The organism is Streptomyces sp. NBC_01296 (assembly GCF_035984415.1).
In the GTDB taxonomy this organism is placed as follows: domain Bacteria; phylum Actinomycetota; class Actinomycetes; order Streptomycetales; family Streptomycetaceae; genus Streptomyces.
Window position 1 is genome coordinate 2,664,643 of the sequence record NZ_CP130720.1, and the last position, 24,627, is coordinate 2,689,269.

Here is a 24,627-nt window from a genome sequence, read left to right on the forward strand (position 1 = left end):
CCTCTTCTTCATCCCTGGGGTACGTCGGGCACGCCGGATACGCGGACGGCGATGGCGGGACCGTACGCGATCCTGCCCTGGCAGGCGGCCTTGACCAGCATCCAGTACGTGCCGGGCACGGCTCCCGGCGGCGGCCGCAGCTCGAACTCCACCTCCGCCGGGCGGTCCGCGGGTACGTGCACGGCCTGTCCGGCGGGACCGGTGAACTGCCAGGTCCCGTACGGGGAGACGGCGTACGCCCGGCCCGTCAGCGGGCTCCGGATCCCGGTGCTGCCGATCCTGGCCCGTACGAGGGCCCGCCCGCCGGGGGCCACCTCCACCTCCGGATCGGGCGCCTCCACCCACAGCGCGGGAGGGGTGTCCGGGTCGCCGGGCACCTCTACGGCGAGGACGTCCTCGAACTCCCCCGCCGGGGTGCTCGCGAGGACGCGGACCAGGTGGGTGCCGGGCCGGGCACCGGCCGCGGGGGTCACCGCCAGCGGGAGCCGCTCGTGGCCGCCGGGCGGCAGTTCGACCGCGCGCCGGGTCCAGGAGGTCTGCCAGCCCTCGGGGGCCCGGACCTCCAACCGGACCGGGCCGCCGGCGTCTTCGCCGTGCGCCGCGACCGTCACCGCGGCGTCGGCCGGGACTCCGGTGCAGGTGACCGCGTACGGGGCGTCGCCCAGCGGCGCCGTTCCGGTGTTGTGGAGCCAGTACCGGCTGAACACCGGCTGGTGCGGCTCGCGTTCGCCGCGCCGCAGCGGCATGCCCGATGCGGCGGGCAGCAGCACCGTCGTGGTCGCCGCGCCGCCGATGGCGCCGGGGAAGGGGCCGAAGGGGCGGTCCAGCAGATCCGCCTCGGCGGCCGGGGCCGCGGGCCGGTGCAGCCGGACCTGCGCCGGGTGGCCGTGGGTCTCGTGCAGCCGCACCGCCAGGGCGCCCGAGCCGCCGGCCGCGCGCTTGACCGCCTCGATCAGGACCCGGTCGGCGGGTTCGACGCCGAGCAGTGAACGGGCGGGCGGCTGCGGGCCGGCGTCCGGCGGGGCGGTGACGGCGGTCAGCGGCTTGTTGAACTCCCGGCCCCGGCGGACCAGATCGGTCGCCCGCCAGTCCCCGGCTCCCGCGACCAGTGCGTGCTCGAAGACGTGGGTCCAGTGCTGGAGCTGGAAGGAGCTGCCGTCCGGGGCCGTGCGCCGCGGCGGGTCCATCCACTCCCCGGCGGGTCGGCCCGTGCAAGAGCGCATCAGGCTGCCGTGCAGCCGGCCCCCGGTGTCGACGGCGAAGCCGGGCGTCCCCCTGACCAGGATCCCGACGGTCCGGCCGGCGTACGGGGCTTCGGGCGGGCCGGCGTACGGGGCCTCGGGCGCGGGCTCGCCGGCCGCCGGGTCCACGGCTTCGAGCCGGCCCGACGCGGAGACGGCCGATGCGGCCTCCCCCGCCGGCCCGGCGAGCACCAGGACCGGCAGGTCCCGGATGCCGGTCAGGTCGCAGCCGGGGCTCCAGAGCGCGCGGAGCCCGGCCCGAGCCGGTACCCAGACCTGCGCGTGTTCTCGTACGGCCTTCTCGTAGGCGGGACCGGCCGCCGCCAGCACCGCCGCCGTGAAGGTGCTCCGCTCGGGGCCGCCGAGTGCGATCCGGAAGTCGGGGAGGCTGCTGTCCGCGGCCAGGTCGCCCCAGCGCGGGCCGCCCGGCCGGGTCGGGGTGGCGGTGACCCCGTACCGGGCGAGCGCGACGACCAACTCCCGCAGGCCGTCGGGAGTTCCCGCGTCCGGGAGCACGATCTCGCCGGCCCCCACCGCCCGGCCCGGCCCCCGGCCACCGCCCACCACCAGCGGCGCCGAGAGCCCGAACCAGTTCAGGCACGGGCTGTCCAGGGTCCACGGGGCCCGGGTGTGGTCGGCCCCCGCATCCGCCCCGGGGAACGCGAACCCGCGCCCCACCACCGCGGCCGCCGTCTCCGCGACGGGCAGCGCCCCGGACACGTCGGCCGGGATGCGCAGCCGCAGCAGCCGGTCGGAGCCGCTGAACTCGTGGACGGTGGTGGTCAGTTCGACCCGGTCGAGGCCGTCCCACAGGGTGGTGGCCCTGGTCCAGCGGACTGGGCCGGTACGCCCGGAGGCCACGATCCGCGCCCCCAGCGGGCCCCGCTCCACGCGGCAGGAGTCGGCGGGCGCGCTGCCCGAGCCGGTGCCCGGCCCCTTGGGCAGCAGATGCCACGGGCCCTCCCCGAAGAAGGGGTGCCGGTCGTACTCCTCCTGCACGACGAGCTCGTCCACCTCACCCGGCGTCAGCAGCTCGTCCCCCGTGCGCCGGTCCAGCAGCCGGGCGAGGCCGCCACCCCGCGCGGGATCGGCCTCGGCCCGGAAGCACGCGTTCTCGACGGCCAGGCCGGCCGCGGGCTCCCAGCCGCCGGACACGGGCGACGGGGCGGCGGCGAGCCACCAGGTGCGGTGCCCCAGCGGCGGCACGTCGACGGCCAGGAAGGCCAGCTCCGCCCGGCCGCCGGCCACGGCTTCGAGATGGACGGCCGCGCCGCACCCCTCGGCGTCCAGGACCGTGATGCGCCGGGCCTCCTCCCCGCCCGCGCCCGGGCCCAGACCCAGCTCCGCGAGGTCCACCGTCGTGCGGACCAGGTCGGTCCGCGTCCAGGACACCGGGTTGTGGACCGTCACGGCGAGGGCGCCCGGTCCGCGGGTGTCGGCCGTCCGGGTCAGCGCGCGCAGCGCCTCCTCCCGTACGGAGTCGGCCAGTTCGTGGGCCTCCCGCCAGGTCGGGAGCAGGTCCAGGTACACCTGGTCGGAGAAGGTCCCGGTGACCGCGTCGTGGTGCGCGGCGTGCAGCAGGTGCCGCCAGGCCTTGGCGAGCGTCTGCTCCGGGTAGTCCAGCAGCCCTTCCGCGCAGGCCAGCGCGGCGAACGTCTCGGCCTGTTCGAGCAGGTTCTCGGCAGCCCGGTGGGCCTGTTTCACATCGGCGTAGCTGACGTCCTTGCCGGTGTAGACCGGGCCCATCTCCCGGGTCACCGGCAGCGGCCGCTCCCCGCGGGCGGCCAGTTCGGCGCGGACGGCCTCGAAGTGGGCGCGGGGGCCGGAGTGCGCCATCCGCGGCCAGCAGTAGCGGCGGTTCCAGGCGTGCTGCACCTCCAGGCCCCAGCGGTGCGGCCAGGAGAAGTCGGTGCCCATCGGGATCAGGACGTTCCGCGTCGCGGCGCAGGTCCGCAGCAGTTCGTACAGCTCGAGCAGCTCCCCGGCGGCGGCCTCGGCGTCCGGGGCCCGGTGGGAGGGCCAGCCGGCCGAGTAGTGCGCGGGCAGGTAGTGCAGCAGCAGCCCCCGGCCGTCGGGCGCGATCCACTCGTACTCGGCGGGCAGCTGCATCGCGGACGGGGCCCGGAGCCCGTCGCCCCAGGTGTCCTGCATCGGGCCCCAGTGGTGGTGCGGGCCGCGGGCGAGGACGGCGGAGTCGAGCCCGGCACCGGCCATCAGGGAGGGGAAGGACGGGTCGTGGCCGAACACGTCGAGCTGCCAGGCGGTGCGCGGGGCGGCGCCGAGGGTGCCGCGGTGCAGGGCGAGCCCGTGGACGGCACTGCGGATGGTGCTCTCGGCGGAGGTGAGGTTGGTGGAGGGCTCGTTGTACGTGCCGCCGACGATCTCGACGCGGCCCTCGGCGATCAGGGCGCGCAGCTCGGCGCGGTCCTCGGGACGGCTGTCCCAGTACGGCTTGAGGTAGTCGACCTCGCAGAGCACGAAGCGGTACGCGGGGTCCTCGCGCGCCTGCTGCAGGTGGAGCGGGATCAGGGTGAAGGCGGGGACGCCGGTGTACTCCCAGCCGCGCTCGGGCTCGCCGGGCCGCAGCGGGGCGTCCCACAGGGCGGTGTACGCGGCCTGGGTGTTCCACCACAGGGGGTCGTAGTGGAAGTGCGGGACGAGCCGGACGGTCCAGCCCGGCTCGGCGACGGCCAGGCCGAACGGCAGCTCGGCGAGCGGCCGCCCGTCGGGGGTGGCGACGCGGGCGGTGGCGGGCAGTACGGCCCCCGGAGCGGCGCCGCCCGTGCGGACGGCGACCTCGACGGTGGACTCCACCGGCGCGCCGGTCCCGGCACCGGCGGTGTCCCACGCCTCGGCGGTGTCGGCGCGCAGGATGCGCGGGTGCGAGGTGGCGACTCCGGGGCCGTGGACGGTGACGTACAGCGGGCCGGCCGGGCGCTCCCTGCGGATCCGCACGCGGACGACCTGTGCCGGGCTTTGCGCAGAACCGGTAAAGAGGGCCGGGGTGGCGACCTCGGTGACCGAAATTCCGCTGTCCATTTCCGCACGCTTCCTGTGTCAGAACTAAACCGCATTAGCTCGGTCAGCTTGGGAGGGCCGGAGCCCTTCTGTCAACGGGACTGAAGCGCATAAGTTCCCGCCCCGGAGGCCCTGTTGACTTACCCCGTGACACGCGGCAGGTTGTGCGTCACCCGGCGCATTTCCGAGAACTCCAGGACGCCTTGTGCACGACGAATCCGCCCCTCGTCCGCTCCGTTTCGGCGCCAACTACACCCCGGCCCGCGGCTGGTTCCACCACTGGCTCGATTTCGACCTCGACGAGGTCAGGGCCGACCTCGACTCGATCGCCGCGCTCGGCCTGGACCACGTACGGGTCTTCCCGCTGTGGCCGGTGTTCCAGCCGAACCGGACGCTCATCCGGCCGCGCGCCGTCGAACAGCTCGTCGCGCTCGCCGACGCGGCCGCCGAACGCGGGCTCGACGTCGCCGTGGACGGTCTGCAAGGGCACCTCTCGAGCTTCGACTTCCTGCCCGCGTGGACCGGGACCTGGCACCGGCGCAACATCTTCACCGACCCGGACGTCGTCGCCGGGCAGGAGGAGTACCTGCGCACGCTGGCCGCCGCCCTCGCCGACCGGCCCAATTTCCTCGGCATGACCGTCGGCAACGAGATCAACCAGTTCTCCGACGCCCCGCACCCGGACCCGGACCGGATCACCCGCGAGCAGGCGGGCCGCTGGCTGGAGCGGATGCTCGCGGCCTGCGAGAAGGGCGCCCCGGGCCGGTTCCACGTACACGCCGAGTACGACGCCGCCTGGTACCAGGACGGGCACCCCTTCACGGTCGCGCAGGCGGCCCGGCTGGGTGCGGCCACGGCCGTGCACTCGTGGGTGTTCAACGGCACCGCGCAGCGCCACGGCCGGACCGGGACGGCGACCGAGCACCACGCCGCGTACCTGGTCGAGCTGTCGAAGGCCTGGGCGCTCGATCCGCGGCGGCCGGTGTGGCTCCAGGAGGTCGGGGCGCCCGCGCCGCTGATCCCGGCGGAGCACGCGGCCGCCTTCACCGAGGCGACCGTGGCGAACGTGCTGGACTGCCCGGACCTGTGGGGCGTGACCTGGTGGTGCTCGCACGACGTGTCCCGGGAGCTCGCGGACTTCCCGGAACTGGAGTACGGGCTCGGCCTGCTCACCAACGACCGCGAGGCCAAGCCGGCCGGCGCCGCCGTCGCCCGGATCGCGGCGCAGTGGCGGGGCCGGGAGCACCGCCCGGCCGTCCGGTCCACGGCGCTGGCCGTGGACGTCGGCGGGGCGCAGGCCGCGCCGCGGCGGTCGGTGTGTGCCCCGGGCGGGGCCTTCTTCGAGGCCTGGGCCGCGCTGACGGCCCAGGGGGTCCGCCCTGCGGTGGTCCTGGCGGAGCTCGCCGAGGACCCCGCCCACCTGTCCGCGCGCGGCATCACCGAGGTGCTGCGCGTGCACGACGTCACCTGACGAGGAACACCGCCTGACCTGTCACCCGTCACCCGTCACCCGTCACCCGTCACCGAGGAGCCCCGCATGTCCGAGACCGGCAACGGCGCCGACCCTCGCACCGCCCCTTCCCTCCGTACGGCACCCCCGGCACCCCCGGCTCCCGCACCTCCGATGTGTCCGGCCCGTACGGCGCCGCCGACCCGGCGGGGGGTTCTCGCCGCCGGAGCCGGGGCGGGGGCCGCCGCGCTGCTCGGCGCCGCCGGCGCGACCACGAGAGCCCAGGCCGCGGCGACCGCCCCGGGCACCCGGGCCGGCGCCGCCGCGCCCCCGGCCGACCTGGCCCCGTACGCCTCGTACTGGTTCCCCGACTCGCTCCCCCAGGGCTCCCCCGGCCCGGGCATCACCTGGCGCTCGCTCAAGCAGTGGGCCCCGGAGTCCGACCCGGACCTCGCGTACAACACCGCGACCGTGCCGCTCGCGCCCCGCTTCACCCCGGTGCCGCCGAACGCGGGCGCCCGCAGCGGCCAGGCGCGGATCTCCTCCCTGGTGTCCTTCGGGCCCACCGCCCAGAACCCCTCCCAGGGCTCCGCGACCGCCGACCACTACGCGCTGACGCACTGGGCGTACCTCGACGAGCTGGTGTTCTGGGGCGGCTCCTCCGGCGAGGGCATCGTGCTCGCCCCGAACGCGCCCGTGGTCGACGCGGCCCACCGCAACGGCGTCCCGGTGCTGGGCAACATCTTCCTGCCGCCCGTCGCGTACGGCGGCGACCTGCGGTGGACGCGGGACCTGGTGCAGCAGGACGCCCTCGGCCGGTTCCCGATCGCCGAGAAGCTGGTCGAGGTGGCGCGGACGTACGGGTTCGACGGCTGGTTCGTGAACGCCGAGACCGACGGCGGGGACGGCTCGCTCGCCGCGCGGATGCGGGGGTTCCTGCGCGCCCTGCGGGCGGCCGGCGCCCCGTACGGCCTGCGGATCACCTGGTACGACGCCATGAACAGCACCGGCCGGGTCGGCTGGCAGGGCGCGCTCAACCAGCTCAACCAGGAGTTCTTCGAGGACCGGGCGGGCCGGGTCGCGGACACGATGTACGTCGACTTTCGCTGGACGCAGCAGACCCTGGCCGCCTCCGGCGCGCTCGCCGACCGGCTGGGCCGCTCCCGCCACGAGCTGTGGGCGGCGCTCGACATGGAGTCCGACGGCTGGAATTCCACCGTCCGTTGGGACGCGATCATCCCGCGCGACCGCGATCACGTCGTCAGCATCGGCTTCTACCGGCCGGAGTGGACGCTGGGCCACCTCACCGACCGCTCCCCCGGCGCCTTCCACCGCGCCGACGACCGGTTCTGGACGGGCGAGTCCCTGGACCCGGCCCACCCCGCGCCCGAGGGCACCTGGCGGGCGCCCGCCACCGCCGTAGCGGACCGGTCCACCGTCGCCGCCCTGCCCTTCGCCTGCGGCTTCAACACCGGGCACGGGGAGCGCTGGTACGAGGACGGCAAGGTCACCTCCGACACCGCCTGGAACCACCTCGGGCTCCAGGACCGGCTCCCGGGCCGCCGCTGGGCCGTGCAGAGCGCCGGGCAGCGCCCGACGGTGACGCTGGACTTCGCGAAGGCCTGGCGCGGCGGCTCCAGCCTCCTCGTGGCGGGCAGGCTCACCGCGCCGGCCGCGGTCGGGCTGCACGCGACCCGGCTGCCCCTGACCGGCTCGACCGTGCTGGAGCTGGTGCACGCCACCGAGGCGGGCGCGCTCACCATTGAGGTGGGCGTGGCCACCCGCGAGCCGGCCGCCCCGGGCGAGCCGGTCCCGTACACCTGGCTGAAGACGCAGGCCCGGGGCTCCGGCCAGGGCGCCTGGCGCACCTCTCGGGTCGGGCTCTCGTCCCTGGCGGGCCGGACCGCGTACGGCCTGGCCGTACGGATCACGGCCCGCGGGAACACGGCGGTGGCCTGGCGGCTCGGCGCCCTGTCGGTACGCGACGACACCGCGCGGCGGCGCCCGGCGTCTCCCAGTGCGCTGACCGTGGACGCCCAGACCCAGCAGGACGGCAAGGCCTCCGTGCGACTGTCCTGGCGCCGGGCAGCCGGGCCGGTCCGCCACTACGAGCTGTACCGCCTGCTCCCGGACGGCCGCCCCCGCTTCCTCGGCGGCACCTGCGGCACGGCCCTCCACCTCCCGGCCGTCATCCGCGCCGGGCGGGAGCGGGCGGCCGCCTTCGAGGTCCGGGCCGTGGACGAGCTGTACGCGGCCTCCGCCCCGGCCGGTACCACCCTCCCGTGGGCCGGATCCGCCTGACCGTCCCGGACGGGCCCCGGACCGGCCCTGGACCGCCCTGCAGCGGTACTGCTCAGGGCGTGTGCGGATCGCTGCGCGGGACGGCCACCGTGACCCGCAGCCCGTGCGGCGGGTTCGTCTCGTACGAGAGGGACCCGCCGCCCGCGGCGAGCAGGGCCCGGGAGATCGACAGGCCGAGCCCGGAGCCCTTGATGTTCTGGTGGCGGCCGCTGCGCCAGAACCGGTCGCCGACGCGGAGCAGCTCCTCGTCGGTGAGGCCGGGGCCGCGGTCGGCGACGACGACGTGCACGAAGGGCCCGGCCGCGTCGACGGACACCTCGACCTCTTCCCCCCCGGGAGTGAACTTGAGGGCGTTGTCGATGACGGCGTCGAGCGCGCTGGAGAGCGCGACGGGGTCGGCCCAGCCCGTGACGGCGGCCCGGCCCGTCTCGGTGATCCGTACGCCCTTCTCCTCGGCGTACGGACGCCAGGCGGTCACCCGTTCGGCGGTCAGCGCCGCGATGTCGGTCAGGCTGAGCTCGGCGGAGGTGTGCTCGGCCAGCGCCAGGTCCAGCAGGTCGTCGAGGACCTGGGTCAGGCGCTTGCCCTCGGTCCGCACGGAGGCGATCTCCTCGTTGCCCTCGGGCAGTTCGAGGGCGAGCAGCTCGATCCGCAGGAGCAGCGCCGCGAGCGGGTTGCGCAGCTGGTGGGAGGCGTCGGCGACGAACGCCCGCTGCTGCTCCAGGACCTCTTCCACGTTGTCGGCCATCTCGTTGAACGAGTGCGCCAGGCGTTGGAGTTCCGGGGGGCCGCCGGCCGCCGCGACCCGGGAGTTCATCCGCCCGGTGGCGATGCCGTGGGCGGCCGCGTCCAGGGTCCGTACGGGCTTGAGCACCCAGCTGGTGAGCCGCAGGGCGGCGCCGAAGGCCACCAGCATGGCGGCGCCGAGCCCGGCGACGATCAGCAGCCAGCCGCTCAGGATCCGCGCCCGCATCTGGTCGGTGGGCGATTCGGTGACGACGACCGCGACGACGTCGCCGTCGAGGACGACCGGGGAGGCCACGAGGAGTTTGCCGTGGGTCTGCCAGGGCCACACCTGGGCGGGGTCGTGGCTGCGCCGCCCGGCCAGGGCCTCTTCGAAGGCCCGGCGGCCCTCGCCCTCCGCCGGGAGCTGCCACCAGCCGGGGGCGCGGACCATGGCGTTGTCGTCGCGGTAGAAGATGCCGACCCGGATGCCGTACAGCTGCTGGTAGCGGGCGAGTTCGAGCTGGAGGGTGTCGCGCCGGTCGGCGGCGCCGGTGGACCCGGAACCCTCGGCGTCGATGACGAACTGGGCGAGGGCGGCGAAGCGGGCGCTGTCGTCGATCCGGTCCACGACCACGCGCTGCTGCTGGCCGGCGGCCAGGCTCACGGCGAGCGGGAAGCCGAGGGCGAGCAGCACGCCCGCCATGAGGACGACGAGCAGCGGGAGCAGCCGGGCGCGCACGACGGGGCCCCGCTAGGAGGCGGCCGGGGCGACGAGCCGGTAGCCCACCCCGCGGACGGTCTCGATGAGGGCGGGCATGCGCAGCTTGGAGCGCAGCGAGGCGACGTGGACCTCGAGGGTCCGCCCGGTCCCCTCCCAGCTGGTGCGCCACACCTCGCTGATGATCTGCTCGCGGCGGAAGACCACACCGGGGCGCTGCGCGAGCAGGGCCAGCAGGTCGAACTCCTTGCGGGTGAGCGGTACGTCGGTGCCGTCCACGCTGACCCGCCGGGTGGGCAGCTCGATGCTGACCGGGCCGAGCCGGACCACGTCGAGGGCGCCCGTCCCGGTGGCGGCGGCCTCCTCGGAGGCGCCGGTGCGCCGGGCGACGGCGTGGATGCGTGCGAGGAGTTCACCGGTGTCGTAGGGCTTGACGACGTAGTCGTCGGCGCCCATGTTGAGGCCGTGGATGCGGGAGCGGACGTCGGCGCGCGCGGTCACCATGATGACGGGCGTCGCGGTGCGCTTGCGGATCTTGCCGCACACCTCGTAGCCGTCCTGGTCGGGCAGGCCGAGGTCCAGGAGGACGACGCCGAAGGGCGGCGCTCCGGCGGGCAGCAGGGCCTGCAGGGCCTCCTCGCCGCTGCGGGCGTGGGTCACCTGGAAGCCGTGCCGGGCGAGGATCGCGGACAGGGCGGCGGCGACGTGGTCGTCGTCCTCGACGAGCAGCAGTCTCATTGCGTCCCCCTTTCCTGTTTTTTTCTGATCAGGGCCCGCGGTCAGGGCCACCCTGCATCCACGCCGATGGAGAGGCCCACGTCAAGGGGGTTCCGGTCCGGCGCGTCTTCCGTTACGCACCCGGTACGGGCGAACCGGCCCGGTTGCCGTGGTGCGCACGGAGCGTATCGGAGCGAGGCCGTTTCGTTATGCTCAATTCTCCCTCAGATGTGATGACGGTGTGCGCGCCGCGTCACTACTGTCCTCCCAACCGAGGAGGACGGAGCAAGTTGCCGATGAGCGGAGTATCAGTGACCAAGGACGTGCAGGATGCGGCCGGGGCCGCGGACGACCTGGTCGTGCTGAGCAACGTCAACAAGCACTTCGGCGCGCTGCACGTGCTTCAGGACATCGATCTGAGCATTGCCCGCGGTGAGGTCGTCGTGGTGATCGGTCCGTCGGGATCGGGCAAGTCCACGCTGTGCCGGACCATCAACCGGCTGGAGACGATCGACTCGGGCACCATCACGGTCGACGGCAAGGAACTGCCCTCGGAGGGACGGGAACTGGCCCGGCTGCGTGCCGATGTGGGCATGGTCTTCCAGTCCTTCAACCTGTTCGCGCACAAGACGGTGCTGCAGAACGTGATGCTCGGTCAGCTCAAGGTCCGCAAGACGGACCAGGCAGCGGCGCTCGAGAAGGCGAAGTCCCTGCTGGACCGGGTGGGTGTCGGCTCGCAGGCCGACAAGTACCCGGCGCAGCTCTCCGGCGGCCAGCAGCAGCGCGTGGCGATCGCCCGTGCGCTGGCGATGGACCCCAAGGTGATGCTGTTCGACGAGCCGACCTCGGCGCTCGACCCGGAAATGATCAACGAGGTGCTGGAGGTCATGCAGCAGCTCGCCCGGGAGGGCATGACGATGGTGGTCGTCACGCACGAGATGGGCTTCGCCCGGTCTGCGGCCAATCGGGTCGTCTTCATGGCCGACGGAAAGATCGTCGAAGAGGCCGCGCCCGAGCAGTTCTTCAGCAACCCGCGCAGTGACCGCGCCAAGGACTTCCTTTCGAAGATCCTGCACCACTGACGGTCTTGTCTGGTAGTGATCCCCTGGCGGCTCAGAGCACTCGTGTCGCTCGTCGTCCAACAACGTCTCATCCGAGGGAAGTTCACCATGAAGGTTTTCAAGGCCGGTGCGGCCGCGGCCGTGGCCGCAGTCCTCGCTCTGACCGCGACCGCCTGCGGCGGCAGCAGCGACAAGGCGAGCAGTGACGGCGGCGCGTCCGGCGGCGCCAAGGACAAGATCGTCATCGGCATCAAGTTCGACCAGCCGGGTCTGGGCCTCAAGACCCCGGACGGCAAGTTCGCGGGCTTCGACGTCGACGTGGCGACCTACGTGGCCAAGGAGCTCGGCTACCAGCCGGACCAGATCGAGTTCAAGCAGGCGGTCAGCGCCGAGCGCGAGAACCTGCTGGCCAACGGTGACGTGAAGCTCGTCGTCGCGACCTACACGATCAACGACAAGCGCAAGGCGAAGGTCGACTTCGCCGGCCCGTACTTCAAGGCCCACCAGGACCTGCTGGTCCGCGCCGACGACACCTCGATCACCAAGGCCGAGGACCTCAACAGCAAGAAGCTGTGCTCGGTCACCGGCTCCACCTCGGCGCAGAACGTCCACGACAAGCTGGCCCCCAAGGCCGACCTCCAGCAGTACCCGGGCTACTCCGAGTGCCTCACCGGCCTGGAGAACAAGGCCGTGGACGCGCTGACCACGGACGACTCGATTCTCGCCGGCTACGCCGCGCAGGAGAAGAACAAGGGCAAGTTCAAGCTGGTCGGCCTGAAGCTCAGCGACGAGCCCTACGGCATCGGCCTGAAGAAGGGCGACAAGGACCTCCAGACGAAGGTCAATGCCGCGCTGAAGAAGATGGTCGAGGACGGCTCCTGGCAGAAGGCCGTGGAGAAGAACTTCGGCCCGGCCAACTACAAGGCCGAGCCGGCCCCGCAGATCACCGAAGGCAGCTGATTCCTCGGTGAGGAGCGTCGCCGTCCGCCTGCCGCGGACGGCGGCGCACCTCACCGGCCATCCTGGGGAGAGCGCAGGGCAACGTGTTCGACTTTCTTACTTCCGGGCAGTACGACGTGCTCGGAGCCTTCTGGGTGACGGTTCAGCTCACCCTCTACTCGGCGGTCGGATCCCTGGTCTGGGGCACCGTCCTGGCCGGGATGCGGGTCAGCCCGGTCCCGGTGATGCGGGCCTTCGGTACCGCGTACGTCGACATCGTGCGCAACATCCCACTGACCGTCATCATCATCGGCTGCTCGCTGGGTCTGAATCAGACCCTCGGGGTCACGCTCGGCGGCGGCACGTTCAAGGAGATCGGGTTCCGGCTCGCCGTCCTCGGCTTCATCGCCTACACCGGCACGTTCGTCTGCGAGGCGCTCCGCTCGGGCATCAACACGGTACCCGTGGGCCAGGCTGAAGCCGCCCGCGCACTGGGCCTGAGCTTCTTCCAGGTGCTCACGATGATCGTGCTCCCCCAGGCCTTCCGGGCGGTCGTCGCCCCGCTCACGAACGTACTGATCGCCCTCACCAAGAACACCACGGTGGCGGCGGCCATCGGCGTGGCCGAAGCGGCCCTGCTGATGAAGGAAATGATTGAGAACGAGCCGCAGGCGCTCTTCGCGGTCTTCGGCGTCTTCGCCCTCGGCTTCGTCGTGCTGACCCTGCCCACTGGCCTGCTGCTGGGCTGGGTGGCCAAGCGAGTGGCGGTGAAGCGATGAGCTCCGTGCTGTACGACACCCCCGGCCCCAAGGCCAGGGCGCGCAACTGGATCTACACGGCCGTCTTCCTCGTGGTGGTCGGGCTGATCCTGTGGTGGGTGCTCGGCACCATGGCCGACAAGGGCCAGCTCGACGCCGACAAGTGGTCCCCGTTCGTCACCGACAGCCAGGTCTGGACGACGTTCCTGCTGCCCGGCCTCGGCGAGACCCTCAAGGCCGGCCTGATCGCCATGGTCATCGCGCTGCCGCTGGGCGCGCTCCTCGGTATCGGCCGGCTCTCCGACCACCGGTGGGTACGGATCCCGGTGGGCACCTGGGTCGAGTTCTTCCGCGCCATCCCGGTGCTGATGCTGATGCTGTTCGGCTCCGCGCTGTACGTGCGCTTCAGCACCGTCAGCTCCGAGCTGCGGCCGCTGTACGCGGTGGTCACCGGCCTGGTGCTGTACAACTCCGCGGTCATCGCCGAGATCGTCGTCGCCGGCATCCAGTCGCTGCCGCGGGGCCAGACCGACGCGGCCAAGGCGATCGGCATGCGCAAGGGCCAGATCATGGCGAACGTCCTGATCCCGCAGGCTGTCACGGCCATGCTGCCGGCGCTGGTCAGCCAGCTCGTGGTGATCCTCAAGGACACCGCGATCGGCGGCGCGGTGCTGGGTCTGGCCGAGCTGCTGTCGATGAACCGGCAGATCTCGGCGAACTACAGCAACACCATCCCGACGCTCGTCGTGATCGCGCTGATCTACATCGTCGTGAACTTCATGCTCACCACCTTCGCCTCCTGGATCGAAGGGCGGCTGCGGAAGTCGAAGAAGGGCACCGGCGCGGTCGTCGCCGGGGACGTGGCCGAGGTCGACGCGGGCGGTGCGGCCGGCGTGGGCGAGGCTCCCTGACCCCCGTCCCGAAGCCCGGCGGACACGGCTCCCCCAACGCGGGATCCTGACACCCGGTCAGTACACTGGCGTGACACCTGTGGTGCGGCGGAACTCATCCGCCGCACCACACGGCGTTGGCCGGACCGGCGTCACTTGACGCAGGCACCTCCAGTGGGTTGCATACGTTCTGTGATCACATACCGGACATCGGGAGCCGCATCATGGACCCGGTGATCGTCGTCGGCGCGGGGCCCGTCGGACTGTCCCTGGCCCTGGCCCTGGCCGGGTCGGGCGTGCCCAGCGTCGTGCTCGACGAGGGACCCGGCAAGGACCTGCCCCGACCTGCCCGTACGGTCGTCCTGCACGAGGACACCTCGGCCATGGTCCACCGGCTGGGCTGTACGACGCTGCGCGACGAGGGGGCGCTCTTCGCCGCCTGGCGCACCATGCGGCGCCGCAGCCGCACCGACGACGCCCGGCGCGTCACCTTCGAGGACCGCCAGGCTCCCCTGCACCTGCCGCAGCACGCCCTCACGCGCGGGCTGCGCGACGCCGCGGCCGCACATCCGCTGGTCCAGCTGGTCACCGACAGCAAACTGGACTCCCTCGAACAGGACGAGCGCGGGGTCACCGCGCACACCCGGGGTGCCGAGACCACCTGGTGGCGCGGGAGTTACCTGGTCGGCTGCGACGGGGCCCGCTCCACCGTGCGCAAGCTGCTCGGCATCCGCTTCCCGGGCCGCACCGCCGTCGAGCGGCACGCCGTGGCCGCGCTGCGCACCGAACTCCCCTGGCCCGGCGAGGCCCTGCTGCACCGCGCCCCGGCGCCCGGCGTGCCCGAGGTCAGCGCCCGGCCGCTGCCCGACGGGGTGTGGCGGCTGGACTGGCTGCTCCCGGCCCGCGGGGAGCTCGTCACGCCCGACGCCCTCGTCACCCTGATCCGGGACACCCTGGCCGTGTGGTGCGGGGGCACGACACCTCCGTACGAGCTGCTCGACACCGGGGTCTACACGCTGCACCACCGGCTCGCCCGGCGCTGGCGCGACCGCCGCGCCTTCCTCGCCGGGGACGCCGCCCACCTGCTGGGCGCGGTCGGCACGCAGGGGGTCGACGAGGGGCTCCGGGACGCCGAGAACCTCGCCTGGAAGCTGTCCCTGGCCTGGCACCAGGGCGCCTCCGAGGCCCTGCTCGACAGCTACGAGGGCGAGCGCCGCACCGCCGTCGCGGCCCGGCTGCGCGCCGCCGACCAGGCGATGCCCGTACTGCGCGGGGGCGGCGGGCTGCGGACGTACCTGCCCGGTGCCAGCCGCTCCGGCGAGCTGCTGCTGACCGACGGCCACCTGGGGCGGGGGCCGCTCGGCGCGGCACCGACGTACGCCCCGCCCGTGGCCGTGCGCGAGGTGCCCACCGACACGGAGCCGGGCGGTCAGGTGGCCAACGTTCCCGTCACCGCGCCCGACGGGGCGACCGTGCCGCTGCGCGACCTGCTGGGGCGGGGCCGCCTGCTGGTGGTCCTGGTCGCCCCGGGCACCGGGGTCTGGGACCGGCGGCACTGGCTGGGCGCCGGGCTGATGCCCCGGCTCGCGGCGGCGGTGAGCGCCCTCCCGGTCCGTACGGAACTGCTGGTCGCGGACGGCTACCCGGGGGCTCCGGCGCACACCGTCCTCCTGGTCAGGCCGGACGGACACCTGGCGGCGACCTTCGCGGGCGTACGGCCGGCCGAGCTGTACGAGGCGGCGGACACCGTCCGGCTGGGGGCGCCCGCCCCGCTCGAGTCGTCTTCGACTCATCCGGCCGTGATCGATTGACCGGTCTCCGGTCCGCATGCTTCACTCGCCGACATGACCGGCAACGACGTACGCCTGTGGCGGAGGGTCCATATGGACCTGCTCCGCTACGCGGGCTGCGTGTGTCGCCCTTCCTGCTGATTCGCCCATCCCGGCGCGCTCCGCGCGCACTTTCGCGAACCCCCAGGACGGTCACGCCCCCATGTATGCGCCCCTTGCACCCAGTGCACCCACTGCGCCCCTCTCACCTCCGCACGCCCCCGCACCCGCCGATGCCGTGACGGCTGCGGAACTCCTCGACTTCGCCCTGCGCACCGCCGCCGACCCGGCGGTCATCGACTCCCTCCCCCTCGACCCCGAGGGCCGCACCTGGATCCGCCTCGACGGGCCGGGCGGCAGCGAGGCCTGGGTGATCGGCTGGCCGCCGGGCACCGGCACCGGCTGGCACGACCACGCCGCATCGCGGGGCGCGTTCGCCACCGCCCGCGGCCGCCTCCGGGAGCACTCCCTGGCGGTCCGGCTGCCCTCGGAGGGCTGGCGGAGCCTGGAGCTCGCCGCCGACGTGGACCGCAGCCGCAGCCTGGGCGCGGGGACGGGCCGGGCCTTCGGCGAGCACCACGTCCACGAGGTGCTCAACGAGTCGGAGGCGGAGCACGCGGTCTCGGTGCACGCGTACTATCCGCCGCTGCCCCTGATCCGCCGCTACAGCCGCACCGGCCAGGTGCTGACGCTGGAGCAGGTCGAGCGCCCGGCGGACTGGCAGTGAGCGCCCCGACCGGCATCGACGCCCTGCTGGAACAGGTCCGTTCGGCGTACGCCCGCATCGAGCCGGAGCAGGCGTACGCCGCGTTCCGGGCGGGCGACGCCCTCCTGGTGGACATCCGCTACCAGGCGCTGCGCGAGCGCGACGGCCTGATCCCGGGTGCGCTGGTGGTCGAGCGCAACGAGCTCGAGTGGCGCCTGGACCCCCAGGGCTCGCACCGCGCCCCCGAGGCCACCTCGCACGACCTGCGGGTGGTGGTGATCTGCAACGGGGGCTACGCCTCCTCCCTGGCGGCGGCCTCCCTCCACGCCCTGGGCCTCCACCGCGCCACGGATCTGACCGGCGGCTTCCAAGCCTGGAAGGCCGCAGGCCTCCCCGTCACCTGACACCTCCCAGCCCGTCCGGCGTCTGGGAACGGGTCCGGACAGCGCCCGGCTCTTCCAGCCCGTCCGGCATTTGAGGACCGGGTCCGGGCAGCGCCCGGTGAACGGGAGAAGGGCGGGTAGGGGACCAGCGCCGCAGGCCACGCCCACCACTCGGCCCGGGGCCGCACCACCGAAGCGGTGCGACCCCGGGCCGGCGGGCGACGGACGGCGGACGGCAGGCGGCGGCCCGCAGGTGGCGGCCGCTACCTCGAGGTGGCCACCTCCACCGGAGGGACCCGCAGCGCAACCCGGCCCGGCAGGGCGGTGGCCGCGAGGGCCAGCAGCCCCGCCACCCCCAGCACCCCCACGTACACCACCGGCAGCACCGCCGGCGCAGCCGCTCCCGTCATGCCCACACTGAACGCGGTCAGTACGGCCAGCGAGATCCCCGACCCCAGCACCGCCCCGATCAGCAGCACCGCCACCGCCTCGGCCCGCAGCATCCGCAGCACCTGCCGCCGCTTCGCCCCCGCCAGCCGCAGCATCGCGAACTCCCGCAGCCGCTCCGCCGTGGACATCGCCAGCGTGTTGACCACGGCGATCGCGGTGAAGGCCAGCACCAGCCCCATCGCCAGCAGGTTGATCTCGGCGCCGGCCTGCTGCCGCTCCGCCCGTACCTCGTCCGCGTCGTGCGCCGACAGCACCGCGACCCCCGGGAACTCCCGTACCGCCGCGGCCAGCTGCTCCCGCCCGGTCCCCGGCTCCGCCGCCACCAGCACGCTGCTCGCCAGCGGGTTGTCCACGTGCGCCGCGACCAGGTCGTGCGGCAGCGTCAGGTCCCCGAAGCCCAGCCCCCGCGCGTACACGGCCGAGACGGTCAGGGTGACCGGCGTCCCGTCGCCCAGCGCCAGCTTCAGCGGGCTCCCCGGCTTCAGCCCCAGCTGATCGGCGGCCAGTTCGCTCACGGCCACGCTCTTCTCGCCGAAGCCGTCCAGGCTCCCGCTCGTCACACCGGGGTCCCAGGTCCGCGCCAGCCCGGCCGGGGTCACCCCCTGCGCGCCGTACTTCGTCAGCCCCACCCGTACGGACGTGTGCACGATCTCGGTGGCCGCCGTGACCCCGGGGGTCCGGCGGATGCGCTCCGCGGCAGCGCCGGTCACACCCGGCCCCTGCGCGGCCAGCACCCAGCCGGCCCGGACCCCGTCACGGGCCTGCGCCCGGGCGGCGTTGCCCAGCGTCGGCGTGATGAACAGGACGGTGCAGGTCATGCCGATCAGCAGGGCGAGCGGGGTGACCGCGGAGGCCATCCGGGTGGCGTTGCCGCGCAGGTTCGCGGTGGCCAGGTGCCCGCCCGCGCCGGCCAGCCGCAGCGGCCCGGCGAGCAGCGCGGTCGCGCCCCGTACGAGCAGCGGGCCGAGCAGCGAGACCGCTCCGGCGAGCACCACGACCGCCAGGAAGGTCACCGGGGTCGAAGCGGGCTCGGTGCGCAGCACACTCAGCACGGCGACCAGCACCACACCGCCGGCCAGCAGCAGCACCCCGATCGCGATCCGGATCCACGCGGGCCGCCCCCGCTCGAGGGCGGCTTCGGCCAGCGCCTCGGCCGGGCGGATCCGGGCGATCCGCGGCCCGGTGATCCGGGCCGCGGCCCAGGCGCCGAGCAGGCTCGCGCCGACGGCGGCGAACATCGGGAAGATCCCGGCGGTGCGCTCCAGGTTGGCGGGCACGACCCCGCTCTCGACGAACCGGCCGTGCAGCCAGGCGGCGAGCGGGAGCCCGGCGAGCGCCCCGGCGGCACCGGCGGCCAAGCCCACGACGAGGGCCTCGCGGCCGATCATGCGGCGCAGCTGCTTGGGGGTGGCGGCGATGGCCCGCAGCAGGGCGAGTTCGCGGTAGCGCTGCTGGACGGAGAGGGAGAAGGTCCCGACGACCACGAGGATCGCGACGAGCAGCGAGGTGCCGCCCATGGCCCCGCCCATGGAGACCAGCTTGATGCGTGCGCCGGCCGCGTCGAGGAACTCCACGGGCCCGCGTGCGTCGCCCGCGGTGACCTGCGCGCCGGTGCCGCGCAGTGCATGCTCGATGCGCCCGGCCAGCTCGCCGGGGTCGGTCCCGGGCGCCGGCAGTACCCCGATGGCGGTGACCTGTCCGTCGCGGGCGGCCAGCCGCTGCGCCTCGGCGTCGCCGAAGAACAGCGCGTTCTGCCGTGCGAGATCGCCGCGGGCGCTCCGCGCGATCCCGCTGACGGTGTACGTCTTCGGCTCGCCGGTGGCCTGCACGGTGAGCGGGGCGCCGGGCTTCAGCCCCGCGCGGGCGGCCAGTTCACGGTCGACGACGACCTCGCCGCCGCCCTGGGGGGCGCGGCCCTCGGTGAGCGTGAAGGGGGTGAGCGCGGCGGAGGTCCAGGCGTGCCCGTACGAGGGCTTCGCGCCGCCGGGGGCCTTGACCAGCGGGACGGCCTGGAAGCTGAGCTCCGGTACGGCCCGCTCGACGCCCGGCACGGACCGGACCGCGTCCACCGTGGAGGCGGGGAGCCACGCCCGCTCGGCGACGGGCTTGGCCTTGTGCTTCGTCTTGGCCTTGCCCTTCTTCTCCTTGACCGTGGTCTGGTGGACGTTCTGGTCCGCGGAGACGACGACCGGCGCGGCCGCGTAGCGCTCGGTGGCGATCTTTCCGCGGAGTCCGGTTTCCAGGAGCGTGCCGCAGGCGGTGACGAGGGCCGCCGCGCACAGGAGGGCGACGAAGGCGCCGAGGAAACCGGCTTTGCGGTCCCTGACGGTCTGGAGGGCGTAACGCAGCATCATGCGGGCAACTCTGCCGCCGGGCCTGCTTCTTGGCAGTGGAGCGCCCCGGCGTCTGCACCCGGGGGCTTTCCCCACCCCCGGGTCCTGCGGCGCAGCTCAGAACCCCGGGTACCCCAGGTCGTCCGCGTCCGTGCCGTCGTCGCCCTCTTCCTCCAGCGCGCGCCGGACCACCCGCAGGGCCATGCCCTCCGGGTACCCCTTGCGGGCGAGCATCCCGGCGAGCCGCCGGATCCGCTTGTCCCGCTCCAGGCCCCGGGTGGCGCGGAGCTTGCGCTCCACGAGCTCCCGGGCGGTCTGCTCCTCCTGGTCGGAGTCCAGCTGCTCCAGGGCCTCCTGGACGAGGGTGGCGTGCACCCCCTTGGTGCGCAGCTCCTGGGCGAGCGCCCGGCGGGCGAGCCCCCGGCCGCGGTGCCGGGACTCGACCCAGGCCCCGGCGAACGCGGCGTCGTCGATCAGGCCGACCTCCTCGTACCGGGAGAGGACCTCCTGCGACACCTCCTCGGGGATGCCCCGCTTCTCCAGGGCGTCCGCGAGCTGCCGCCGGGTGCGCGGCATCCCGGTGAGCAGGCGCAGGCAGATCGCCCGCGCCTGCTCCTCGGGACTCTGGGGCGGCAGTTCCTGGCGGCCTTCGCCACGGCCTTCGGCACGTCCTTCGCGACGGCCTTCACGGCCGCGTTCGCGGCTGCCTTCGCGACGGCCCTCCCGGCCGCCGTTCCCGCCGCCCCTTTCCTGCTCCCGCACGGGTCAGCTCTTGGCGACGGCGGCCTTGGCCGTCGTCTTGGCCTTCGATGCGGGGGCGGGCACGGCCGCGGCCTCGGCAGGCGCGCCGGCGGCCGCCCCGTCGGCGGCGGCGTCCTTGCGCACGCCCACGCCCAGCTTCTCCTTGATCTTCCGCTCGATCTCGTTGGCGAGGTCGGGGTTGTCCTTCAGGAAGTTGCGGGCGTTCTCCTTGCCCTGTCCGAGCTGGTCGCCCTCGTACGTGTACCAGGCGCCGGCCTTGCGCACGAAGCCGTGCTCCACGCCCATGTCGATCAGGCCGCCCTCGCGGCTGATGCCCTGGCCGTAGAGGATGTCGAACTCGGCCTGCTTGAAGGGCGGCGCGACCTTGTTCTTGACGACCTTGACGCGGGTACGGTTGCCGACCGCGTCCGTGCCGTCCTTGAGGGTCTCGATACGGCGGATGTCGAGGCGCACGGAGGCGTAGAACTTCAGCGCGCGGCCACCGGTGGTGGTCTCCGGCGAGCCGAACATCACACCGATCTTCTCGCGGAGCTGGTTGATGAAGATCGCGGTGGTCTTGGACTGGTTGAGCGCACCGGTGATCTTACGGAGCGCCTGGCTCATCAGGCGGGCCTGGAGCCCCACGTGCGAGTCGCCCATCTCGCCCTCGATCTCGGCGCGCGGCACGAGGGCCGCCACGGAGTCGATGACGATCAGGTCGAGGGCACCGGAGCGGACGAGCATGTCCACGATCTCCAGCGCCTGCTCGCCGGTGTCCGGCTGCGACAGGATGAGGTTGTCGGTGTCGACGCCGAGGGCCTTCGCGTACTCGGGGTCGAGCGCGTGCTCGGCGTCCACGAAGGCGACGGTGCCGCCGGCCTTCTGTGCGTTGGCCACGGCGTGCAGGGTCAGGGTCGTCTTACCGGAGGACTCCGGGCCGTACACCTCGATCACGCGGCCGCGGGGCAGCCCGCCGACGCCGAGGGCGATGTCCAGCGCGGTCGACCCGGTGGGGATGACCTCGATGGGGTCGTTCGGCTTGTCGCCGAGGCGCATGACCGCACCCTTGCCGAATTGCCGTTCAATCTGTGCGAGCGCGGCGTCGAGAGCCTTCTCGCGGTCGGTGCCTGCCATGGGTTCCACCCGGTTTGCTTGAGTCGATCGCTTCACGCCATTGACGCTAACGCCTGCCACTGACAATGCGCTCCCACGTCCGTTTCGGCTGTGGATAACTCATCAGAATGGATGTTCGATTTCCCTGTCAAGCGCGCCACGCCCCACCCGGCGCGGGCCGCCCCGCAGAGCCGTCCGACCTGCGGGCCGACGGGTCCGGTCCGACGCATTGCCCCGGCCACCGGGCGGGCCCACACTCAGGCGGAACGGAACAGAACGGAGCGGTACCGGGCAGGCAGGGCACGACGGGACGCGGGAGTCGGGGGCGACGGTGTGGGTCTACATCTTCCTGGGTTCGGCCGTGCCGCTGCTCGGCGCGACCTTCGCCCGCATCCCGCTGCAGCGCGGGCTCGATCCCGAGGGCCGGGCGGACACCGGGGCGCTCGGCCTGTACGAGGCCGCGTACCTGGCCGGCGGCCGGCAGCGCGTCGCCGAGGTGGCGCTCACGGCGCTGCACCTGGCCGGGATGCTGCCGGTCGGCGCCGACGGCCGGGTCGGGGCCGGCGTACGGGAGGAGCCCGCGCCGGCCGACCCCGTACAGGCGGACGCCCTCCGCCGCGCAGGAGGGTCTCCGGCGCCGCGCGTGGACCGGCTCGGGAAGCTCGTCGCCGCCTCCCCCGCCACCGCCGCGGTCGGGAAGGGTCTGGCCGCACGGGGCCTGGCCGTCGATCCCGGGCGCCGCGAGCGGGCCGCGCGCACCCAGGTCGTGCAGCAGGTGCTGGTGGCACTCGCGGTCCCGGCAACGGTCGCGGCCTGCGCCGTCGAATCCGCCACCGGGGAGGGCGACGGCCTGGGGCCGTTCCTCGCGTTCGCCGCGCTCGGCGCGGTGACGGGGCTCACCGGCCTGTTCGCCGGACCGGTGCCCGACCACGCCACCGCCACGGGCCGGCGCCGCAGCCGCGAGGTCTCCGCGGACGAGACGCGGCCGCCGCCGCACATCCCCTGGCCGGTGCCCGACGCCCCGGTCCCCGCGGAGGTCCGGTCCGCGCTCGTCGAGGTCGTCCGCCACGGCATCTCCCGCGCCCCCGCCGCCCTGGCCGGCCCCACGCCCGCACCCCCGTCCTCCCCCGCACCGCCCCACGAGGCCCCGGGTTGACCCCGGCCCCTCAACTGACAACCCAGGGTTGACACCCCTTCGACTGTCAACCTACGGTTGCACTCATGACGAACCCTTCGGTGGAACCCGTTCGCATGACCAATCCGGTACGCCTCGACGACCTGATCGAGGCCATCAAGAAGGTCCACACCGACACCCTGGAGCAGCTCAGCGGCGCCGTCGTCGTCGCCGAGTCCCTCGGTGACGTCGCGGACCACCTCATCGGCCACTTCGTGGACCAGGCCCGCCGCTCCGGCGCCTCCTGGACGGACATCGGCCGCAGCATGGGCGTCACCCGCCAGGCCGCCCAGAAGCGCTTCGTCCCCAAGGCCGACAAGGAGGGCGAGGGCGGTATGGACCCCAACCAGGGCTTCGGCCGCTTCACCCCCCGCGCCCGCAACGTCGTCGTGACCGCGCAGAACGAGACCCGCGCGGCCGGCAACACCGAGATCCGCACCGAGCACCTCGTCCTCGGACTGCTCGCCGAGCCGGAGGGCCTCGCCGCGCTCGCCCTGCGCGCCCAGCAGGTCTCGGTGGACGACCTCCGCGCCGCGGCGACCGCCGGCCTGCCCCCGGCCGCCACCGGGGAGCTCCCCGCCCTCATCCCCTTCGACGCCTCCGCCAAGAAGGCCCTGGAGCTCACCTTCCGCGAGGCGCTGCGCCTCGGCCACAACTACGTCGGCACCGAGCACATCCTGCTCGCGCTCCTCGAACTCGAGAACGGCGAGGGCGTCTTCAGCGGCCTCGGCGTGGACAAGGCCGGTGTCGAGGCGACCGTCACCGAGGCCCTGGCAGCCTTCCTCGCCACGGCCGAGGAGAAGGAGTAGCCGGATCCCCGGAGGCCCCGGCCGCCCCGGAAGCCCCGGAGGCCCCTTCCGTCACCTCGTACCGCTTCACGTACGCGCCGAGGAACGCCTGCAGCGTGGCGACGGCCGGGATCGCGATCAGCGCCCCGACCGCGCCCAGCAGGGCGGTGCCCGCGATGACGGACCCGAAGGCCACCGCCGGGTGGATGTCGACCGTCTTCGCGGTCAGCTTCGGCTGCAGCACGTAGTTCTCGAACTGCTGGTAGACCACCACGAATCCGAGGACGTAGAGCGCGTACCAGGGCGAGCCCGGGAAGGCGATCAGCATCGGCAGCGCGCCCGCCAGGTAGGTGCCGATGGTGGGGATGAACTGGGAGACCAGCCCCACCCACACCGCGAGCGCGGGCGCGTACGGCACGTCGAGGACCGCGAAGACGACGTAGTGCGCGATGCCGGAGACCAGGGCCATCAGTCCGCGCGAGTAGAGGTAGCCGCCCGTCTTGGCTACGGCGATCTCCCAGGCGCGCAGCACCTCCGACTGCTTCGCGGGGGGCAGTACGGAGCACAGCGCGCGCCGCAGCCGCGGCCCGTCGGCGGCGAAGTAGAAGGAGAAGAGCCCGACCGTCAGCAGCCTGAAGAGCCCGCCGAGCACGGTGGCGGACACGTCGAGCACGCCGGTCGCGCTGTTCTGTACGTACTTCTGGAGCCAGTCGGAGTGCAGCAGGCTGTCCTGGATCGCGAGCCGGGACAGCTTGGTGTGGAAGGTGGTGTTGATCGAGCCGATCACCGAGTCGAGATAGCCCGGGAAGCCCTGCACCATCGCCACGATCTGCCCGGCGAGCATCGAGCCGAGCAGGACGACGAAGCCGACGGCCGCGACGAAAACCCCGAGGAACACCAGGAAGGTGGCGAGGCCGCGGCGCATGCCGCGGGCCGACATCCGGGCCACGGCGGGTTCGATCGCGAGCGCGAGGAAGAACGCGATCAGGATGTTGACGAGCAGTCCGGTCAGCTGGTGGAAGGCCCAGCTGCCGAGCTGGAAGCAGGCGATGAGGGCCAGGACGAGGACGACGGCGCGCGGCAGCCAGCGCGGCATCCGAGCCCCGGGCGCCGCCTGGGCGGTGGCGCCGCCGGGAGGCCCTGCGGGACCGGCGGGGCCCGGCCCGGTGCGGCCGGCCGCCGCCTCGGCCGTACCGGCCGACCCGGTGGTGTCGGCGGTGCCGGTCGTCGTCACGGTCGTCTCATCGGTGGCTGCCACGCGCCCCAGTCTGTCCCACCCGCCGCGCGGAGG

19 protein-coding genes are annotated in these 24,627 nt (G+C 73.7%); 12 read left to right on the top strand and 7 right to left on the bottom strand.

Going from position 1 to position 24,627, the window contains the following annotated elements; all coding sequences use genetic code 11:
* Positions 1 to 8 precede the first annotated feature (8 nt).
* Positions 9 to 4,280, bottom strand: coding sequence for a glycoside hydrolase family 38 N-terminal domain-containing protein (locus tag OG299_RS11810; protein WP_327361476.1), 4,272 nt, complete (start codon positions 4,278 to 4,280; stop codon positions 9 to 11).
* Between the two features lie 184 nt (positions 4,281 to 4,464).
* On the opposite strand from OG299_RS11810, the gene OG299_RS11815 reads away from it, so the two are divergent.
* Together OG299_RS11815 and OG299_RS11820 are read left to right on the top strand one after the other, a co-directional pair.
* The gene (locus OG299_RS11815) at positions 4,465 to 5,730 is read left to right on the top strand and encodes a glycoside hydrolase 5 family protein (RefSeq protein ID WP_327361477.1); all 1,266 of its coding nucleotides are present in this window, start codon (positions 4,465 to 4,467) and stop codon (positions 5,728 to 5,730) included.
* Positions 5,731 to 5,883: 153 nt separating this feature from the next.
* Positions 5,884 to 8,010, top strand: coding sequence for an endo-beta-N-acetylglucosaminidase (locus OG299_RS11820; RefSeq protein ID WP_327364504.1), 2,127 nt, complete (start codon positions 5,884 to 5,886; stop codon positions 8,008 to 8,010).
* A 52-nt stretch (positions 8,011 to 8,062) separates the two neighbouring features.
* Here OG299_RS11820 and OG299_RS11825 read toward each other — a convergent pair whose 3' ends face one another.
* Together OG299_RS11825 and OG299_RS11830 are read right to left on the bottom strand one after the other, a co-directional pair.
* A complete protein-coding gene (locus OG299_RS11825; RefSeq protein ID WP_266636140.1) occupies positions 8,063 to 9,475 on the bottom strand; it encodes a sensor histidine kinase in 1,413 nt (470 codons plus the stop codon).
* Positions 9,476 to 9,487: 12 nt separating this feature from the next.
* Positions 9,488 to 10,192 carry a response regulator transcription factor gene (locus OG299_RS11830; protein ID WP_266636142.1) on the bottom strand — a complete coding sequence of 235 codons (705 nt, stop codon included), beginning with the start codon at positions 10,190 to 10,192 and terminating at the stop codon, positions 9,488 to 9,490.
* A gap of 275 nt (positions 10,193 to 10,467) precedes the next feature.
* On the opposite strand from OG299_RS11830, the gene OG299_RS11835 reads away from it, so the two are divergent.
* The 8 genes from OG299_RS11835 (at position 10,468) to OG299_RS11870 (ending at position 16,758) form a co-directional block, all read left to right on the top strand.
* Positions 10,468 to 11,253, top strand: a complete 786-nt coding sequence (locus OG299_RS11835; protein ID WP_323139548.1) for an amino acid ABC transporter ATP-binding protein — start codon at positions 10,468 to 10,470, stop codon at positions 11,251 to 11,253.
* An 87-nt stretch (positions 11,254 to 11,340) separates the two neighbouring features.
* Complete coding sequence (locus OG299_RS11840) at positions 11,341 to 12,192, top strand: glutamate ABC transporter substrate-binding protein (RefSeq protein WP_327361478.1); 852 nt, start codon at positions 11,341 to 11,343, stop codon at positions 12,190 to 12,192.
* An 83-nt stretch (positions 12,193 to 12,275) separates the two neighbouring features.
* A complete protein-coding gene (locus tag OG299_RS11845; protein WP_266636146.1) occupies positions 12,276 to 12,950 on the top strand; it encodes an amino acid ABC transporter permease in 675 nt (224 codons plus the stop codon).
* Positions 12,947 to 13,840, top strand: coding sequence for an amino acid ABC transporter permease (locus OG299_RS11850; RefSeq protein ID WP_327361479.1), 894 nt, complete (start codon positions 12,947 to 12,949; stop codon positions 13,838 to 13,840). Before OG299_RS11845 ends, OG299_RS11850 begins: the two co-directional genes overlap by 4 nt.
* A gap of 203 nt (positions 13,841 to 14,043) precedes the next feature.
* On the top strand, positions 14,044 to 15,630 hold the full coding sequence (locus OG299_RS11855; protein ID WP_327361480.1) for an FAD-dependent monooxygenase: 1,587 nt from the start codon (positions 14,044 to 14,046) through the stop codon (positions 15,628 to 15,630).
* Positions 15,631 to 15,663: 33 nt separating this feature from the next.
* On the top strand, positions 15,664 to 15,750 hold the full coding sequence (locus OG299_RS11860) for a putative leader peptide (protein ID WP_311318651.1): 87 nt from the start codon (positions 15,664 to 15,666) through the stop codon (positions 15,748 to 15,750).
* Between the two features lie 61 nt (positions 15,751 to 15,811).
* Positions 15,812 to 16,375: a cupin domain-containing protein gene (locus tag OG299_RS11865; RefSeq protein WP_327361481.1), complete on the top strand. Its 564-nt coding sequence runs from the start codon at positions 15,812 to 15,814 to the stop codon at positions 16,373 to 16,375.
* Positions 16,366 to 16,758, top strand: coding sequence for a rhodanese-like domain-containing protein (locus tag OG299_RS11870; protein ID WP_327364505.1), 393 nt, complete (start codon positions 16,366 to 16,368; stop codon positions 16,756 to 16,758). The genes OG299_RS11865 and OG299_RS11870 overlap by 10 nt, the downstream gene beginning before the upstream one ends.
* Positions 16,759 to 17,000: 242 nt before the next feature.
* Here the strand turns inward: OG299_RS11870 and OG299_RS11875 are convergent, their stop codons facing one another.
* The 3 genes from OG299_RS11875 to recA form a co-directional block, all read right to left on the bottom strand.
* Positions 17,001 to 19,541, bottom strand: coding sequence for an FtsX-like permease family protein (locus OG299_RS11875; protein ID WP_327361482.1), 2,541 nt, complete (start codon positions 19,539 to 19,541; stop codon positions 17,001 to 17,003).
* Between the two features lie 96 nt (positions 19,542 to 19,637).
* The gene (recX, locus tag OG299_RS11880) at positions 19,638 to 20,282 is read right to left on the bottom strand and encodes a recombination regulator RecX (protein ID WP_266636155.1); all 645 of its coding nucleotides are present in this window, start codon (positions 20,280 to 20,282) and stop codon (positions 19,638 to 19,640) included.
* A 3-nt stretch (positions 20,283 to 20,285) separates the two neighbouring features.
* Positions 20,286 to 21,395 carry a recombinase RecA gene (gene recA / locus OG299_RS11885; RefSeq protein ID WP_266636157.1) on the bottom strand — a complete coding sequence of 370 codons (1,110 nt, stop codon included), beginning with the start codon at positions 21,393 to 21,395 and terminating at the stop codon, positions 20,286 to 20,288.
* 310 nt (positions 21,396 to 21,705) lie between these two features.
* Between recA and OG299_RS11890 the strand changes: the two genes are divergently transcribed.
* Entirely contained in the window at positions 21,706 to 22,530 is an 825-nt protein-coding gene (locus tag OG299_RS11890) for a TIGR04222 domain-containing membrane protein (RefSeq protein ID WP_327361483.1), read from the top strand.
* A gap of 65 nt (positions 22,531 to 22,595) precedes the next feature.
* Complete coding sequence (locus OG299_RS11895) at positions 22,596 to 23,357, top strand: Clp protease N-terminal domain-containing protein (protein WP_266636161.1); 762 nt, start codon at positions 22,596 to 22,598, stop codon at positions 23,355 to 23,357.
* Here OG299_RS11895 and OG299_RS11900 read toward each other — a convergent pair.
* On the bottom strand, positions 23,308 to 24,432 hold the full coding sequence (locus OG299_RS11900; protein WP_266636432.1) for an AI-2E family transporter: 1,125 nt from the start codon (positions 24,430 to 24,432) through the stop codon (positions 23,308 to 23,310). The two genes, OG299_RS11895 and OG299_RS11900, sit on opposite strands and share 50 nt — an antisense overlap.
* Positions 24,433 to 24,627 lie beyond the last annotated feature (195 nt).